Origin of the sequence: Caulobacter vibrioides, from assembly GCF_002858865.1 — a bacterium.
GTDB classification, from domain to species: Bacteria; Pseudomonadota; Alphaproteobacteria; order Caulobacterales; family Caulobacteraceae; genus Caulobacter; species Caulobacter vibrioides.
In genome coordinates this window covers 268,852-283,390 of record NZ_PJRR01000014.1, presented here as the reverse complement: position 1 = coordinate 283,390, position 14,539 = coordinate 268,852, and the positions used below count along the sequence as shown (strand labels likewise).

Genomic DNA, 14,539 nt, shown 5'->3' with positions numbered 1-14,539 from the left:
TGGCGTTCTTTCTAGAGAGCCGGATGCTCTCTTCTGGGACCAGAGCGCCTATGGCTGGATCGCCACGCTCGCCCGGTCGTTTTGGGGTCGCGCTACATACACAAAAGGGCCAGGCGACGCAACGCCCGGCCCCTCGTGATGGAATGGGCGAAAGATCAGCCCTTCTTGGCCGGCTTCTTGGCGGGGGTCTTGGCCTTGCGCGAGTTGGAGCCCGCGCCCCTGGTCGCGATCGATTCCTTGACCGGCAGGACGCGCGGCGGTTCGGGCGGCACCGTAGCGCCGGCGGCTTTGATGACGCAGGCGCCGGTGTCGATCAGGATGTGCTGGCCCAGGCAGAAGATGTCCTCGTAGTGCGGCTTCGAGACGGCCAGGCACTGGTAGAGGTTCAACTTGGCCATGTTCAGGCAGCTGCCCGTGGCCGGATCGGCGCTGAGCGCGTCGATCGAGGTCAGGTTCTCGTCACCGGCGGCGCCGAGGGCCGCGAGAGCGGCGACGGCCAGGCCCCGGACCACCACAGGCGAGTAGGGCGCCTCGGCGGCGCGCGGGGTGAGGCCCAGCGATTGGCCGCCCGTAGAGGCTTGCTGCAGGACGGCGACGTCGGCGCTTTCCGCCAGCGCCGGGCTGGTCGACAGGGACTTGGTCGAGGCTAGGCGGCCGTCGCGGTCGACGACGGTCGCCTTCGACCAGGTGGATTTCTGAACGTCGTAGGCGGCCTGCTTGACGGCCTTGCCGGCCATGAACAGCTTCAGCCCATCGCCGCCGATGGTGTCGATGATCAGGCCCGCAGCGCTGTCGGCGCCCTTGAACATCGTGGCGTAGGAGGGGTTGGAGAAGATGTTGTTGACCATCTCCTGGCGCTGGGCCGGGTTGGCCGCGACCTCGCGCACCGAGGCGACGAAGGTGGGGTCCTGCAGGGCCAGAACGGCGGCGTAGGCCACAGCGCCGTTCATGAACGACTTGGTCTCGTAGGCCGCGCCGACTTTCAGCGAGGCCTGGATCTGCTCGCCATTCTGGAAGGTGGGCGAGACCTGGCTGGCGCGGGCCATGTAGCCGCGGAAGGCGCTGGCCCGTTCGACCACGCTGGCCGAGAGGGTGATCGGCGGCGGCGGCGGCGGCGCTTGCACCACGGGCGGCGGGGGCGGGGGAGGCGGAGAGCTACAGGCCGCGACCATAGCGGCCAGCGCCACGGCGGTCGTCGTCAGCACGACCCGCGTACGCGAGAAGGAACGCATTATCCGAATTTCCCCATCAAACTCTGGTGGCGCGCATAGCAGCTTGGGCAGGCGACATTGTGACTGTCGCCCTGTTAACCAAGCTTTTACAAGCGTGACCGTGCGTGAGGCGAATTCCTTACGGAACGCGCCGTTTCACGCGAAAAATAACCTTAACTTCGTCGTCGTGGTGTGCTCGGCGAGCGATATGCAGCCGCGCGATTAACCAAGACGCGCCAAGCCTGGGCTCGTTAGTCGAAGAGCTTGGACACAGACTCTTCGTTGGCGATGCGGCGGATGGCTTCGCCGATCAGCGGGGCGCACGAGACGTAGCGGATCTTCGGGCAGGCCTTGGCCGGGTCAGAGGCCTCGATCGAGTCGGTGACCACCAGCTCGGTCAACACCGAATTGGCGACGCGATCGGCCGCCGCGCCCGACAGCACCCCGTGGGTGATGTAGGCGCTGACCGACTTGGCGCCGTGGGCCATCAGGGCCTGGGCGGCGTTGCACAGGGTGCCGGCCGAGTCGGCGATGTCGTCGAACAGGATGCAGCGGCGATCCTTGACGTCGCCGATGATGTTCATCACCTCCGACTGGCCCGGACCCGAGCGACGCTTGTCGACGATGGCCAGGTCAGCGTCGTCCAGGCGCTTGGCCAGCGCGCGGGCCCGCACCACGCCGCCGACGTCCGGAGAGACGACCATCAGGTCATCGCCCATCGGATAGTGCCGACGGATATCCTCGGCCATCAGGCGCGAGGGCAACAGGTTGTCGGTCGGGATGTCGAAGAAGCCTTGGATCTGGCCGGCGTGCAGGTCCATCGTCAGGACCCGGTCGGCGCCCGAGCGGGTGATCAGATTGGCCACCAGCTTGGCCGAGATCGGCGTGCGGCCACCGGTCTTGCGGTCCTGGCGGGCGTAGCCGAAGTACGGGATGACGGCGGTGATCCGCTTGCCCGACGCACGCTTCAGGGCGTCGATGCAGATCAACAGCTCCATCAGGTTGTCGTTGGCCGGATAGCTGGTCGACTGGATGACGAAGACGTCCTCGCCCCGCACGTTCTCGTCGATGGTGACGAACACCTCGAGATCGGCGAACCGGCGCACCTGGGCGCGGGTCAGCGGCATGTCGAGATATTCCGCGATCGCCTGGGACAGCGGGCGGTTGGAGTTGCCGGACAGCAGCTTCATGGGATGGCTCGGGGCAGGGGGGTGCGCGTTGCGGGGCTTCTAGCAGCGATCGGCCCCGGGGCAAGACCTTAACGGCCGCCATGACGGATCGGTGACGTTTTGTGGCTTTCGGGTTGGGTTTGGGCCGACAGTTCCGGGCGATTGCGATCGCAGGGTCGGCTTGTTGCCAAGGCGCGCACGGTGAATTTCGACCCTGGGCGGACGGTTGGAAAATCCTCCCCCAGAGGGGGAGGAGGCCGAAGGCCGGAGGGGGAAGTTCTGCCGAGCCGGCTTCTTCCCCCTCCGTCGGCTTCGCCGACACCTCCCCCGCTGGGGGGAGGATTGGTCCGCTACCACCCTTCTCTGACTATCAGCATGTCCGCTATTGGCGCGAGAGTCCCCAGCGACGGCTTACTTCCGCTCGCTCATCTCGGGCGAGAACGGTGCTTTGCCCGCCCTCTCCGTCTCTGGCTCCAGGCGCATCGGCTTGAACTGTGAAAAGTCCAGATCCGACAGGTCCTGGGCGAGGAAGGCCTCGGCGTCCTCATCGGTGATGAGTTTGGGAACGCGCTTGGTCATGCCTCAGCACTCCAGAATGATCGCCGACAGCAGCCGTCCATAGTCGCCCTCGCCGTTCAGAAAGGCGCGGCTATTGGAGAACAGCAACGCTTCTTCGCCCGTCGGGATCGCAGATCTCGCCCCGTTCATACCCTGGGTCATCGGCCGCGAACGGCTGCTGCCAGAGATTGTCAGCAGCCTCGGGATAGGGTGTCGCAAACAACCGGAGCCACCATGTCCGACCTCGTCTTCTACACCAACCCCATGTCGCGCGGCCGCATCGTCCGCTGGATGCTTGAAGAGGTCGGTCAGCCCTATGAGACCAGAGTCCTGCGCTGGGAGACCGGAGACGCGAAGGCCGCCGAGTACCTCGCCATCAATCCCATGGGGAAGGTGCCGGCCATCGTTCACGACGGGGTCGTCGTTACCGAATGCGCCGCCATCTGCGCCTACCTCGCTGACGTCTTCCCAGAGGTCGGTCTGGCTCCCCCCGCGCACAGTCCGCTGCGCGGTCCCTACTATCGCTGGCTGTTCTTCGGAGCCGGCCCCATCGAGCAGGCCGTGGCCGCCAAGGCGGTGAACCTGGAGCCGACGACCGAGCAACGCCGCTCACTCGGTTTCGGCTGTATCGAGGACGTGCTGGGCGCCGTCGAGACGGCGATCAAAGACCGCCCCTATATCGTGGGCGACAGCTTCACGGCCGCCGACCTCTATCTCGCCTCTCATCTGTCCTGGGGGATGACCTTCGGCACGATCGAAAAGCGCCCGGCGTTCGAAACCTATGTGGCGCGCCACGTGCAGCGCCCCGCCGCTGAGCGCGCCAACGAGATCGACAACGCCCTCATTCCGACCGAGGCGCAGTCGATGTCCTGAACTAGGGTCAGCGACTTCCAAGGGATAGGACGTCTCGTCCAGGCCTTGCCGCCCTATCCCTCCAGCATGATCGCCGACAGCAGACGGCCGTAGTCGCCGTCGTTGTTGAGGAAGGCGCGGCGGTTGGAGAAGAACCATTCCTCCTCGGCGCGGGTGTCGCGGCCCACCCATTCGCGGCGCTCGACGCCGGCCGTCGCCAGACGGTCCAGTACGAAGGCGGGCAGGTCGAAGAAGCGCTTGTCCTCGCTGACGCCCGGCTTGAAGAACCGGCCCGAGCCTGGGCAGTCGGCCTCGAAGCGATGCAGGAACTCCAGCCCCACCTCGTAGGACTTCGGCCCGATGCAGGGACCGACGACGCCGGTGATGTTGGCGGGACTGGCGCCGAGCTCGACCATCCGGTCGACGGCTGATTGGACAACGCCATCCAGGGCCCCGCGCCAGCCGGCGTGGGCGGCGGCCACGATCCGCGCCTCGGGATCGACCAGCAGCACCGGCGCGCAGTCGGCCGCCATGGCGCCGCAGATCACGCCGGGGGTCTTGGACACCACCGCGTCGCCCTCGGGCCGCGCGTCGCCCCACGAGCCGTCGGCGACGATCGCGATGGTCGAGTGGATCTGGTAGCAGACGTTCAGATCCTCCGGGCCGCCGCCGAACCAGCGCGCGATGCGGGCGCGGTTCTCCTCGACATCGGCCGGCTCGTCCTGGCTGCCACGCCCGACGTTCAGGCTGTCATAGATGCCTTTCGAGACCCCGCCCTGGCGGGTGAAGAAGGCATGCTTGACGCCCGGCAGGCTGGACAGCAGCGGGGACTGGACGGTGGGCAGGGCGGGCGTCTTCATGTCGCGTCCTCGAAGAGGGGGGGCGAAAGGTCGGGGGCGCAGAGGCACGCAACCTTGAACAGATCGCCCATCTGCGCCTCTCCGATCAGGCGATCAAGCTGTCTTGCGATCTGGTCGCCGCGTTCGGGCTGGCGCGCGGCCAGGGCCTCGGCGCGTTGGATGATTCCCAGAGCGACCAAGAACGCCCCCTGGGTGAGGATCGGCCCCGCCTTCGCGCCGGTTTCCCGCGCCGCCGTTATCACCGACGGGAAGTCGGCCCAGACCGTCAGGTCGGCAAGGCCCGCCGTCTCCAGCGGATCGACCTTCCGGTGGTTTTGGATGGCCTGCAGCGTGTCGCCGGGCTCGAGCTCGGCGCGGCCATAGTCGATCAGCAGCGCCGCGCCGCCGTCGATGACCAGGCGATGGGCGATGTCCGAGGCCAGGGCGGCCTGGGCGGGGGAGGATTCGACGACGGCGCCCGCTTCCAGCTCTTCCCCCCAGCGGGGGAGGTGGTCCGAAGGTCCGGAGGGGGAAGGGGCGTGACCGACAGGGCTTCCCCCTCCGTCCGCTACGCGGACCCCTCCCCCTCTGGGGGGAGGATTGATGGCGCGAAGCCCGAACGCCAGCGCGCTATCCGCGCCCAGCCCGATCACCCGCTCGGCCCACCCGGTCCGGGTGCGGATGAACTGGCGCGCGGGCAGGCAGTCCAGGAGTTCATTGGCGACGAGGATCATCGGCGCGCCGCCGGGGACCTCGTCCAAGCGCGAGGCCCAGCGCGGCCCTTCGCCCAGCCGTGCAGCTTGCCGGGCCTTCAGGGGTTCGGAAACTTCGACCAGCCACACCTGCGCGGCCTCCAGGAACGCCGGATCCAGCCGCCCGGCCCGCAGCAGGTCGCTCATCAGCGTTCCGTCGCCCGGCCCCATCTCGACCAGACGAAACGGCGCGGGGCGGCCCATGCGGGTCCAGGTTTCCAGCACCCACAGGCCGATCAGCTCGCCGAACATCTGGCTGACCAGCGGCGCGGTGATGAAGTCGCCGCCGGCGCCCAGATCGGGCCGCGTGGCGTAGTAGCCGTCGCGCGGGTCATGCAGGCAGCGGGTGAAGAACTCCGGGACGCCGATCGGCCCGTCCTGGGCGATCTGGGCCTTCAGGCGATCAAGCAGGCTCATGCGCCTCGGCGTCGTCCCGGATCGGTTCCTTCAACGACTTCCACAGGAGCCAGCCGCCGGCCAGGATCATCGGGATCGACAGCATCATCCCCATGGTCAGGCCCAGCGGGAACTCGGGCATGCCGACGTCGGGATTGCGCACGTTTTCCAGCGCCAGCCGCGCCAGGCCATAACCCAGCAAGAAGGTCGCCACCAGCGCGCCGCGCCGGCGCAGCCACTTCAGTCGATAGATGGCGAAGGCCAGGATCAGGAACAGCACAAGACCTTCAAGCGCTGCTTCATAGAGCTGGCTGGGATGGCGGGGCAGAGGTCCCGCCGGACAGATGCGCTGAGGGTGATTGGCCTGGATCGTCTCGTTGCAGAAGATGATCCCGAAGGGGCCGTCCGTAACCCGGCCCCACAACTCGCCATTGATGAAGTTGGCGATCCGGCCAAAGAAGATCCCGATGGGCGCGACCGGCGCGATCAGGTCGCCCAGGCGCAACATGTCGATCTTCTGCTGACGTGCGAACAGGATGATGGCGGCGCAGACGCCCAGGAAGCCGCCGTGGAACGACATGCCGCCTTCCCAGATCTTGAAGACATCCATGGGATGGGCGGCGAGCCAGGCGCGCTGATCATCGTTCATCAGCATGTAGAAGACGATGTAGCCGAGACGCCCGCCGACAATGATGCCGAGCGTGATCCACAGCACCAGATCGTCGATCTGCAGAGCCGTAGCGGTGGGCGTGCGAGCGCCCCACACGCTGGCGGTGCGGGTCAGGCGCAGGGCGTAGCGCCAGCCCAGAAGGATACCGGCGACATAGGCCAGGGCGTACCAGCGCAGGGCCAGCGGGCCAAACTGCAGGGCCCAGGGGCCGATGTGAACCACGGGGTCGATGTTCGGAAAGATCACGCGCTCGGGCTCCGTGCGGGACAGATCGACGCAGTCCTATAGCGTTCGGGCTTCGCTTTCATCCACCGTTTCCCATATAAGATGCGCGCGCCCATTCGCGGGCATGGATTACCGATGCACAGCCAGAACCCTTTCCTCGACGAATTCGCCAAGCTGACCCAGGCGGCCATGGGCATCGCCCAGACGGCCGGCGAGGAGGCCAAGACCGCGATGCGGGCCCAGGCGGACCGTCTGGCGGCCGAGTTCGACCTGATCCGTCGCGACGATTTCGAGGCCCTGAAGGCCGAGGTCGCGGCGCTGCGCGAGGAAGTGGCGGCCTTGAAGGCGGCCAAGAAGGCGCCCGCCAAGAAAACCGCGAGTTCAGGCGAATAGCCGATCCGCCGCTCGCTTCCAGCGTGAAGCGAGTTGAGACGAACGCCGCGAAGCAGATTAGTGTCCCCGTACGTGAGCGATTCAGCGCGGGGCTAACCCCCGCCGTCGCCGGCGGGGACGTAGGTTTTTCATGGACACCCAACCGGAAGACGACGACGTCCTGATGGCTCTCGATCCCCTGGAGGTGGTCGAGCACGTGCTGTCGGCCGAGAACCTCACCTTTGATCGCACCGAGGACGGTGACCTGGCCTTCGCCCTGAAGGGCGACTGGAAGGACTACGAGCTGTGGTTCGCCTGGCGGCCCGAGGCCGACTGCCTGCAGCTGTGCCTGTCCCTGGATCTGCGCGCGCCCAAGTCCAAGCGCGCCAACGCCTATGAACTGCTGGCCCTGATCAACCAGCGCGTCTGGCTGGGCCATTTCGAGGTCTGGACCGAGGACGGCGAAGTTGTCTTCCGCCACGCCCTGGCCCTGCCCTCGGGCGAGCGTCCGACCATGGCCCAGGCCGCCTCGATGATCGATGCGGCGGTGGAGGCGGCCGACCGCTTCTTCCCGGCGTTCGAGTTCCTGCTGCAGGGCGCCAAGACCCCCGACCAGGCGATGGCCGCCTGCATGTTCGAGACGGTCGGCCAGGCCTAAGCACTGGACTTTCCTTCTCCCCTTGCGGGAGAAGGTGGCCTGCGAAGCAGGTCGGATGAGGGGTTTCTCTGCGTCCGGCGCTCGACAGGTCTGATGGTCGCCACCGTGCGACCCCTCATCCGTCGCTTCGCGACACCTTCTTCCGCAAGGGGAGAAGGGACAGGCTGAGAGGTAATCCGCATGACCCCCATCCTCCTTCTCGGCGCGGGCCGCATGGGCGGGGCCTTGATCCAGGGTTGGCAGGCGGCCGGCGCGTTTGACGCCGCCGATCTCATTATCCGCGACCCCCATGTCGACGCTGCGGCCTTCGCCGGCGCGGTGGTCAATCCGCCGCTCGAGACCCTGGGCGCCGCCAAGACCGTGTTGCTGGCGGTCAAGCCGCAGATCTGGCGCGAGGCGATTGCGGACGTGGTTCCGCACCTGGCGCCGGACGCGGTGATCGTGTCGATCGCCGCCGGCGTCCGCGCCGCGGACATCTCGCAGGCCTTCGGCGGCCGCCGCGTAGCGCGGGTCATGCCGACCACGGCCGTCGCCATCGGGCAGGGCGCGGCCAGTCTCTATGCGGACGATGTCGAGGCCCTTGATCGGGCCAAAGCCCTGTTCGCGCCGGTCGCCGCCGTGGCGGTGCTGCCGACCGAGGACCTGATGCACGCCGCTACCGCCGTGTCGGGCTCGGCCCCGGCCTATCTCTACGCCTTCATCGAGGCGCTGGAGGCGGCGGGCGCGGCCCAGGGCCTGGATCCTGCCGAGAGCGCGCGCCTCGCCCGGGCGACGATCATCGGCGCCGCCGCCCTGATGGCGCAGAGCGGCGAGGAACCGGCGGAGCTGCGCAAGCAGGTGACCTCGCCCGGCGGCACGACGGCGGCGGCGCTCTCGGTGCTGATGGGCGCCGGCGGTTTCGGTGACTTGCTGCCCAAGGCGCTGGACGCCGCCGTGGCGCGATCGAAGGAACTGGGGGGCTAGAGCGCTTCGACGTCCGAACGGGGGAGGTTTGTCTTGTCCGTGTCAAAGTCCGGGGCCATGTCTCTTCCATGACCGCCGATATTCTTGACCGCGCCGCCGCCGCCGCCCTGGCTCTCGCCGCCGACAAGCCCTGGCCTCAGGTCGCCCTGCGCGACATCGCCGTGAAGGCTGATGTTTCCTTCGCGGCGCTCTATGCGCTGGCCGACAGCAAGGCGGCGGTGCTCAACCACCTTTCGACCCGGTTCGACCAAGCGGCGCTGGGCGTCGATTATCCGGCGACCGCCGCCGTCCACGACCGGCTGTTCGACGCTGCGATGGCGCGGATCGAGGCGATGGAGCCCCATCGCGCGGCGCTGATCGCCATCGCCTCGGCCGAGGGCGTGCTGGCCTCGGCCGCCCGCTTCCCCCGCATCGCCCGCGCGATCCTCGAGGCGGCCGGGGTCGAGGCGACCGTCCCGCGCCTTGCGGCCATGGCGGCGGTCTGGGCGCGCGTGGTCCAGGTCTGGCGCGACGACGAGGGCGCGCTGAACCGCACCATGGCCGAGCTGGACAAGCGCCTGAAGCAGATGGCGGCGCAGCTCAGCAAGGTCGGCGCGGGCGTCTAGGCGGCTGTTCGCCTGGGGCCTGTTGAAATCTCCCCCGTCTTCGTCTATACGGCGCGCCTTCTCCGATGGACTCCGGTCCATTGGCGAACCTGTTTGAGAACAACGGGGCGTGGGGTCACCAACGCCATAACCGAGGAAGAGCCCTTCCTCGCCGTCGGGAGACAGGGATAGAGACGCCAAGTCTTCCTGCTCGTGACCCCCTTCCTCGTGTTGGGCCGGTCCGGGACCGGAACGCGGCCGACTTTCCTTGAAACAGGCACATGCGACTCGCACGCGGGAGCGATCCCGCTTGGGTTTCGCATCTGGCTGCCGGAATGGTCCGGCCGCTGTTATTGAGTAGGAGACCGCAATGGACCGCGCTCAAAAGCAGGAATCGATCGAGTCGCTGAAAAGCGTCTTCGCCGATGCCGGCGCTGTCGTCGTGACCCACTACATGGGTCTGACCGTTGCGGAAATGACCGACCTTCGTCTTCGCCTCCGCAAGGAAGGCGCCGCGATCAAGGTTGTGAAGAACACCCTGGCCCTCAAGGCTCTGGACGGCAAGCTCGGTGACAAGGGCGACAAGCTCTTCACCGGTCCGGTCGCCATCGCCTACGGCCCGGACGCCGTTTCGGCCGCGAAGATCGCGGTGCAGTTCGCCAAGGAAAACGACAAGCTCAAGCTCGTCGGTGGCGTTCTGGACCAGACCAACGTGCTGGACGAAGCCGGCGTGCGTGCTCTGGCGACGCTGCCGTCGCTGGACGAACTGCGTGGCAAGCTCATCGGCCTCATCCAGGCTCCGGCGACCAAGGTCGCTGGCGTCCTGCAGGCCCCGGCTGGCCAGCTGGCTCGCGTTTTCAACGCCTACGCGACCAAAGACGCCGCGTAACGGTCATCCCCGCAATCTATCCCAATCTCTCTAAGGAACTGACACATGTCGAAGCTCGAAAAGCTGGTCGAAGAACTGTCCACCCTGTCGGTGCTGGAAGCCGCTGAACTCTCGAAGCTGCTGGAAGAAAAGTGGGGCGTCTCGGCCGCCGCTCCGGTCGCCGTGGCCGTCGCCGGTGGCGCCGCTGCTGCTCCGGCTGAAGCCGCTGAAGAGCAAACCGAATTCACCGTCGTCCTCGTCGACGGCGGCGACAAGAAGATCAACGTGATCAAGGAAGTCCGCGGCGTCCGTCCGGACCTCGGCCTGAAGGAAGCCAAGGACCTGGTCGAAGGCGCTCCGCAGAACGTCGTCGAGAACGTCTCGAAGCAACAAGCCGAAGAGATCTCGAAGAAGCTCACGGAAGCCGGCGCCAAGATCCAAATCAAGTAATTCGGTCCCAGCGCTCGCTGGGAACCGGGTTCCTTTTGGACCTGCCGAAGCGGCCTCGGAGGGAAACCTCCGGGGCCGTTTTCTTTTGGCTGTTGATGGCGTCGGGGCGGCCGTCCTGGCCCTTCGACACGCTCAGGGTAAGGGCGACGGTCGGCCCCGGTTCGCCCAAGATCCTCATCCCCGGCGTATCGAAGGACCAAGATTTCCATCCGGACCCGCGCCGATCCGTGACGCGATCATAGCTTTTCCTTTCCGGCGCCTTCCCTCCGCGCATGAACCCGCACCCGTGGCGGGCGAACAGTTTCGGCCGCCAGAGGAGGCTCGCGTACAGGTAGCGGTCGGCCGGAGGGGGATCGCTTATGTTGAGCAGATATTGGGGATATCTTGGTCCGACGGGCGAGGGCGGACCTGTGTCCACGGACGAACTCGCCCTGTTCCTGCGAGAACGCCTGATCACCGTCGAGACGCCGGTGCGGCCGGCCGAGGGCATGCGATGGGAGCCTTTGGCCCACTGGCTTCCAGAGTTGGCGCCGTTCGCGGCGCGTCCTGATGATACGCGGGTGCGACCCGATCCTGGGCCGTCCAATAGCCCGCAGCCTTTCGCCGACCAACCCGTGGAGCCGCGCGCCCCCGCCGCGCTAGAAGAGCTTCCGTTTGTCCTTGCTCCCCCGCCGGGCCCCGCTGCGCCGTCCAGCCGGCGCGGCTGGACGGATCGCGCGCCCCACCCCTGGCGGCGCTACGGCGCGCGCCTGTTGGATGCGGCGGTGCTCGGATACCCGACGGCGCTCCTGCTGGGCGCGATCGGCGGCGTGGTGGCGCCGACGCAGACCCAAGGCGTGATCACGTTCCTGACGACCGACCTGTGGGGTCGGGTGGCCGACATCATGCTGAACGTCCTGCTGGTGATCCCCGCCCATGCGATCCTGCTGGGCCTGACGGGATCGACCCCGGGCAAGTGGCTGTTCGGGATTCGCATCGTCCGCCCGGACGGGCGGCCGATCGGCGTTTTCACGGCGTTCTGGCGGGAGCTGCGCGTCTGGTTCCAGGGCCTGGCGATGGGGATCCCGTTCGTGTCGCTCTTCACCCTATTCGCCGGCTTTTCCTGGCTGAAGGACGATGGCCATACGCCGTGGGACCCGCCCAAGCGTCGCGTGGCGTTGCATAGGCCTCAAGGCGCAGCGCAGGTCCTGTTGGCGCTGCTGGGCCTGGCTCTGCTGATTGCGGTCCGCGTCTGGGAAGCTCAGCCGTAAGGCGCCCGCCGGCTAGGACCCCTTAGCTCTGGGCGCGCTCGCCCCCGCCCGGCCGAAAGGGCATGGCCAGCTTGGTCACCGTCATCGAGAAGATCACCCAGCCCAGGTCGTTCTGGATCAGGGCGTCGGACTCGGTGAGGCTGTGCAGCGTGAAGATGGCCAGGAAGGGCAGGAAGAAATAGGCCGGGGCCGTCGCCAGACGGGACAGGCCCTTCAGCCAGGCGCCGACCAGCAGCATAAGCCAGGCGGTGACGCCGATGAGGCCAAGCTCCAGCCAGACGCCCAGAACCGTGTTGTGGGCCGAGAAGATCTTGAAGCCCTGGTCGTTGGAGATCCACGCGACGGGGCCCCAGCCCGAAAGGTCATCCCATACCGCGCCGTAGCCATAGCCTGTCAGAGGACGTTGTTCGATCTGGCGGCTGATGGCGTCCCAGATCAGGGTTCGGCCGGTGAAGGTCGCGTCGCGGCCGATCAGCTCGAAGACAAGCTCAGGCGCCAGCGCATAGACAGCGCCGACCAATGCTACGACACTGACGGCGGCGAGCAGCGCCGTGGTCCCGAGCGCGGGTCCGATCCGGCAAAGCGCGATCAGCGGCATGAACGCCAGGCCCGCCAGGCATGAGACCAAGGCGGTCTTGGACGTCGACAACACGATCAGCAGCAGCGCCGCGCCCGCAAAGCCCAGCCACAGGCGGCGGCGCTGGGGATTGGCGAGGGCGCAGGCCAGAAAGGTCGGGGTGGCCAGCGACATGGCCCAGCCCAGCTGGTTCTTGAAGCCATAGACGCCCCGCCAGGCGCCCGGGAAGTCGATCGACATCACCCCATAGGCCGGCATGAACAGGCCGAAGACGAAGGATAGGGTGACCACAACGGCGTAGGTGCTGGCCAGCACCTCGAGCGTCTTGGGCCATTCGAAGCGCTCGGCCAGAAGCACGCCGGTCAGGGTGGTGAAGACGACCGCCACCAGACGGCGGATGGTGACGTCGGGCTGCAAGCTCCAGAGCACCGAGCAGACGGCGATGCTCAGAAGCCCCAGCAGCAGCCAGGATCGCGTCAGCACCGCCAGGAAGCGCAATGGGCGCGCACAGATGACGAGCAGCACGATCAGGTAAACCGGTAGGAAGATCAGTCGGAGGAACGCGGACTGGCTGTTGGCCGCGCTGGACTGCGGACTGGCCCCTCCGGTGCCTGGGCCTGTGAGCAGCAGCAGATAGAACTGGCTGAAGATCAGCGTTGCGAAGACGCACGCCCAAAAGGTGATGTCGATGCGGGGCCGGTCGCCGCCGCCGACCAGGTCGAGCGGCACGGCCGTCGCCTGGTCGGGGTGGCGATAGGGCGTCGTCATGCCGAAGAGGCTCCGGTCCGATTTCGGCGCTATGGTTTATGGACGACTCATTAACGCCCCTTGAATTGCGCGGAGCGCTCTTTGCTCGCCAAGATTGAGAAGGCGCCGCAGTCGCAGCCTTATGGAGTGATCATGGCACTGTCCTCGACGACCCGCCGCGCTGTCCTAGTCGGCGGCTTCGCCGTGATCGCCACCCCGGCCGCCGCAGGCCTCATCATCCCGGCCTCGGTCACCGATAGCGAACTGCGCGGTCTGTCGCCGACGGGCGGCAAGACCTGGTGGGCGTCGGGCTCCAAAGGCTGGATCATCCGGGGCAGGGGCGCGCAGCAGGACGCGCTCCGCATCGTCGGCGCCGAGGCGCTGGACTTCCGGGGACTGCATGCTTTCCACGACCAGCATGTCCTGGCCATGAGCGCCGGGCCGGGCGAGGCCTCGCAGCTGTGGCGCACCCGAGACGGCGGCCAGTCCTGGGCGCGGATCGCGGCGAACCAGGATCCGGAGGGCTTCTGGGACTCGCTCACCTTCGTCGATGACAAGCGCGGCTACATCCTCGGGGACCCGACGCAAGGCCGGTTCACGGTGCTCTTCACCGATGACGCGGGCGAGACCTGGACCCGACTCGATCCCAAGGGCGTGCCGCTCGCCGCGCCGAACGAGGGCGCTTTTGCCGCCAGCAATGGCTGCGTCGCCATCGGCCCGCGAGGGCAGGTGGCGTTCTGCACGGGCGGTGCAGGCAAGGCGCGGGTCTATCTGTCGCGCGGCGGCGGGGCCTTCGTGGCGCTGGAGACGCCGATCCTGGCGGACGCCCCGTCGAAAGGGGCGTTCGCCGTCACCTTCGCCAATGACGGGACGCTGTGGGTTTGCGGCGGCGACTACAGGAGCCCTCAAGGCGAAGGCGTGAACCTAGCCCGACGGCCGCCAGGGAGCACGAGGTTCGAGCCCGTCGCCGCGCCGCCGGGTTATCTGTCGGGAATCTCGGCCAGAGGCGGCACGGTGATGGCCACCGGCCTTGCGGGAACCATCGTCAGCCGCGATGGCGGCGCGTTCGAGCGCGTCTCTGCAGCGCCGATGAACAGCGTGCGCCTGACCTCTGAGAAGGCGGCGGTGCTCTGCGGTCCGAAAGGATCCATCGGTCTCTGGAGGGGGTAGGGGCCGACGGGAACCCCCGTCCGTCGCCCGCGTTTATCCCCCATGCTTAAGCTCGCCGGCGTCCTTCTCGCGCTCATGATCCTGTTCGGGATCCTCGGCTTCGTCGTGGACGTGGCCGGGGCGATCACCAAGATCGCCTTCTTTGTCTGCCTGATCGGGCTGGGCGTCTCACTGGCCATGAAAGCTCTACGCAACGGCTGACTCCTCCGATCTCCCCGGCGAATGCCG

17 protein-coding genes and 2 pseudogenes are annotated in these 14,539 nt (G+C 67.3%); 11 read left to right on the top strand and 8 right to left on the bottom strand.

Going from position 1 to position 14,539, the window contains the following annotated elements:
* Window positions 1-155: 155 nt before the first annotated feature.
* A complete protein-coding gene (locus CVUC_RS11015) occupies window positions 156-1,232 on the bottom strand; it encodes a hypothetical protein (RefSeq protein WP_096032413.1) in 1,077 nt (358 codons plus the stop codon).
* A gap of 230 nt (window positions 1,233-1,462) precedes the next feature.
* Window positions 1,463-2,401: a ribose-phosphate pyrophosphokinase gene (locus CVUC_RS11010; RefSeq protein ID WP_010918375.1), complete on the bottom strand. Its 939-nt coding sequence runs from the start codon at window positions 2,399-2,401 to the stop codon at window positions 1,463-1,465.
* A gap of 186 nt (window positions 2,402-2,587) precedes the next feature.
* Here CVUC_RS11010 and CVUC_RS11005 point away from each other — a divergent pair.
* Window positions 2,588-2,743: pseudogene (locus tag CVUC_RS11005) on the top strand (hypothetical protein); the annotation flags it as partial.
* A gap of 48 nt (window positions 2,744-2,791) precedes the next feature.
* Here CVUC_RS11005 and CVUC_RS19725 read toward each other — a convergent pair.
* Both CVUC_RS19725 and CVUC_RS20415 read right to left on the bottom strand, forming a co-directional pair.
* Window positions 2,792-2,959, bottom strand: a complete 168-nt coding sequence (locus CVUC_RS19725) for a CopG family antitoxin (RefSeq protein WP_125469915.1) — start codon at window positions 2,957-2,959, stop codon at window positions 2,792-2,794.
* A gap of 3 nt (window positions 2,960-2,962) precedes the next feature.
* Window positions 2,963-3,055: pseudogene (locus CVUC_RS20415) on the bottom strand (polyphenol oxidase); the annotation flags it as partial.
* 117 nt (window positions 3,056-3,172) lie between these two features.
* Here CVUC_RS20415 and CVUC_RS11000 point away from each other — a divergent pair.
* Window positions 3,173-3,811, top strand: a complete 639-nt coding sequence (locus tag CVUC_RS11000; RefSeq protein ID WP_096032414.1) for a glutathione S-transferase family protein — start codon at window positions 3,173-3,175, stop codon at window positions 3,809-3,811.
* Window positions 3,812-3,864: 53 nt separating this feature from the next.
* Here the strand turns inward: CVUC_RS11000 and pgeF are convergent, their stop codons facing one another.
* From pgeF to lgt, 3 genes are read right to left on the bottom strand one after another with little or no spacing between them, the layout of a single operon-like run.
* Entirely contained in the window at window positions 3,865-4,650 is a 786-nt protein-coding gene (gene pgeF, locus CVUC_RS10995; protein WP_096032415.1) for a peptidoglycan editing factor PgeF, read from the bottom strand.
* The gene (locus tag CVUC_RS10990; protein WP_096032416.1) at window positions 4,647-5,798 is read right to left on the bottom strand and encodes a class I SAM-dependent methyltransferase; all 1,152 of its coding nucleotides are present in this window, start codon (window positions 5,796-5,798) and stop codon (window positions 4,647-4,649) included. Before CVUC_RS10990 ends, pgeF begins: the two co-directional genes overlap by 4 nt.
* Entirely contained in the window at window positions 5,785-6,693 is a 909-nt protein-coding gene (gene lgt / locus CVUC_RS10985) for a prolipoprotein diacylglyceryl transferase (RefSeq protein ID WP_096032417.1), read from the bottom strand. The genes CVUC_RS10990 and lgt overlap by 14 nt, the downstream gene beginning before the upstream one ends.
* A gap of 114 nt (window positions 6,694-6,807) precedes the next feature.
* On the opposite strand from lgt, the gene CVUC_RS10980 reads away from it, so the two are divergent.
* The 7 genes from CVUC_RS10980 to CVUC_RS10945 all read left to right on the top strand — a co-directional run bounded on the left by CVUC_RS10980 (window position 6,808) and on the right by CVUC_RS10945 (window position 11,817).
* Complete coding sequence (locus CVUC_RS10980; protein WP_012639990.1) at window positions 6,808-7,065, top strand: accessory factor UbiK family protein; 258 nt, start codon at window positions 6,808-6,810, stop codon at window positions 7,063-7,065.
* Window positions 7,066-7,195: 130 nt separating this feature from the next.
* Window positions 7,196-7,702, top strand: a complete 507-nt coding sequence (locus tag CVUC_RS10975; protein ID WP_010918381.1) for a YbjN domain-containing protein — start codon at window positions 7,196-7,198, stop codon at window positions 7,700-7,702.
* Between the two features lie 180 nt (window positions 7,703-7,882).
* Window positions 7,883-8,665 (top strand): pyrroline-5-carboxylate reductase, encoded by a 783-nt coding sequence (proC, locus tag CVUC_RS10970; protein ID WP_096032418.1) that lies wholly within the window; start codon window positions 7,883-7,885, stop codon window positions 8,663-8,665.
* Between the two features lie 68 nt (window positions 8,666-8,733).
* On the top strand, window positions 8,734-9,270 hold the full coding sequence (locus CVUC_RS10965; protein WP_010918383.1) for a TetR family transcriptional regulator: 537 nt from the start codon (window positions 8,734-8,736) through the stop codon (window positions 9,268-9,270).
* A gap of 349 nt (window positions 9,271-9,619) precedes the next feature.
* Complete coding sequence (rplJ, locus tag CVUC_RS10960; RefSeq protein WP_096032419.1) at window positions 9,620-10,138, top strand: 50S ribosomal protein L10; 519 nt, start codon at window positions 9,620-9,622, stop codon at window positions 10,136-10,138.
* 45 nt (window positions 10,139-10,183) lie between these two features.
* Window positions 10,184-10,567, top strand: coding sequence for a 50S ribosomal protein L7/L12 (gene rplL, locus CVUC_RS10955; RefSeq protein WP_096032420.1), 384 nt, complete (start codon window positions 10,184-10,186; stop codon window positions 10,565-10,567).
* A 359-nt stretch (window positions 10,568-10,926) separates the two neighbouring features.
* Window positions 10,927-11,817 carry an RDD family protein gene (locus CVUC_RS10945; protein ID WP_096032421.1) on the top strand — a complete coding sequence of 297 codons (891 nt, stop codon included), beginning with the start codon at window positions 10,927-10,929 and terminating at the stop codon, window positions 11,815-11,817.
* Window positions 11,818-11,839: 22 nt separating this feature from the next.
* On the opposite strand, the gene hfsI is transcribed toward CVUC_RS10945, so the two are convergent.
* On the bottom strand, window positions 11,840-13,162 hold the full coding sequence (hfsI, locus tag CVUC_RS10940) for a polysaccharide biosynthesis protein HfsI (protein ID WP_010918387.1): 1,323 nt from the start codon (window positions 13,160-13,162) through the stop codon (window positions 11,840-11,842).
* 126 nt (window positions 13,163-13,288) lie between these two features.
* On the opposite strand from hfsI, the gene CVUC_RS10935 reads away from it, so the two are divergent.
* Together CVUC_RS10935 and CVUC_RS10930 are read left to right on the top strand one after the other, a co-directional pair.
* Entirely contained in the window at window positions 13,289-14,311 is a 1,023-nt protein-coding gene (locus CVUC_RS10935) for a WD40/YVTN/BNR-like repeat-containing protein (protein WP_164468267.1), read from the top strand.
* A 42-nt stretch (window positions 14,312-14,353) separates the two neighbouring features.
* Window positions 14,354-14,512 carry a hypothetical protein gene (locus tag CVUC_RS10930; protein WP_096032422.1) on the top strand — a complete coding sequence of 53 codons (159 nt, stop codon included), beginning with the start codon at window positions 14,354-14,356 and terminating at the stop codon, window positions 14,510-14,512.
* Window positions 14,513-14,539 lie beyond the last annotated feature (27 nt).

What these genes read in the sequence shown, in the direction of transcription:
- rplJ (WP_096032419.1), top strand. Translation starts at nt 9,620, where the DNA reads ATGGACCGCGCTCAAAAGCAGGAATCGATCGAGTCGCTGAAAAGCGTC.
- pgeF (WP_096032415.1), bottom strand. Translation starts at nt 4,650, where the DNA reads ATGAAGACGCCCGCCCTGCCCACCGTCCAGTCCCCGCTGCTGTCCAGC.
- CVUC_RS10990 (WP_096032416.1), bottom strand. Translation starts at nt 5,798, where the DNA reads ATGAGCCTGCTTGATCGCCTGAAGGCCCAGATCGCCCAGGACGGGCCG.
- CVUC_RS10980 (WP_012639990.1), top strand. Translation starts at nt 6,808, where the DNA reads ATGCACAGCCAGAACCCTTTCCTCGACGAATTCGCCAAGCTGACCCAG.
- CVUC_RS10965 (WP_010918383.1), top strand. Translation starts at nt 8,734, where the DNA reads ATGACCGCCGATATTCTTGACCGCGCCGCCGCCGCCGCCCTGGCTCTC.
- CVUC_RS10975 (WP_010918381.1), top strand. Translation starts at nt 7,196, where the DNA reads ATGGACACCCAACCGGAAGACGACGACGTCCTGATGGCTCTCGATCCC.
- CVUC_RS11015 (WP_096032413.1), bottom strand. Translation starts at nt 1,232, where the DNA reads ATGCGTTCCTTCTCGCGTACGCGGGTCGTGCTGACGACGACCGCCGTG.
- CVUC_RS11000 (WP_096032414.1), top strand. Translation starts at nt 3,173, where the DNA reads ATGTCCGACCTCGTCTTCTACACCAACCCCATGTCGCGCGGCCGCATC.
- CVUC_RS10945 (WP_096032421.1), top strand. Translation starts at nt 10,927, where the DNA reads ATGTTGAGCAGATATTGGGGATATCTTGGTCCGACGGGCGAGGGCGGA.
- rplL (WP_096032420.1), top strand. Translation starts at nt 10,184, where the DNA reads ATGTCGAAGCTCGAAAAGCTGGTCGAAGAACTGTCCACCCTGTCGGTG.
- proC (WP_096032418.1), top strand. Translation starts at nt 7,883, where the DNA reads ATGACCCCCATCCTCCTTCTCGGCGCGGGCCGCATGGGCGGGGCCTTG.
- CVUC_RS11010 (WP_010918375.1), bottom strand. Translation starts at nt 2,401, where the DNA reads ATGAAGCTGCTGTCCGGCAACTCCAACCGCCCGCTGTCCCAGGCGATC.
- hfsI (WP_010918387.1), bottom strand. Translation starts at nt 13,162, where the DNA reads ATGACGACGCCCTATCGCCACCCCGACCAGGCGACGGCCGTGCCGCTC.
- CVUC_RS10930 (WP_096032422.1), top strand. Translation starts at nt 14,354, where the DNA reads ATGCTTAAGCTCGCCGGCGTCCTTCTCGCGCTCATGATCCTGTTCGGG.
- CVUC_RS19725 (WP_125469915.1), bottom strand. Translation starts at nt 2,959, where the DNA reads ATGACCAAGCGCGTTCCCAAACTCATCACCGATGAGGACGCCGAGGCC.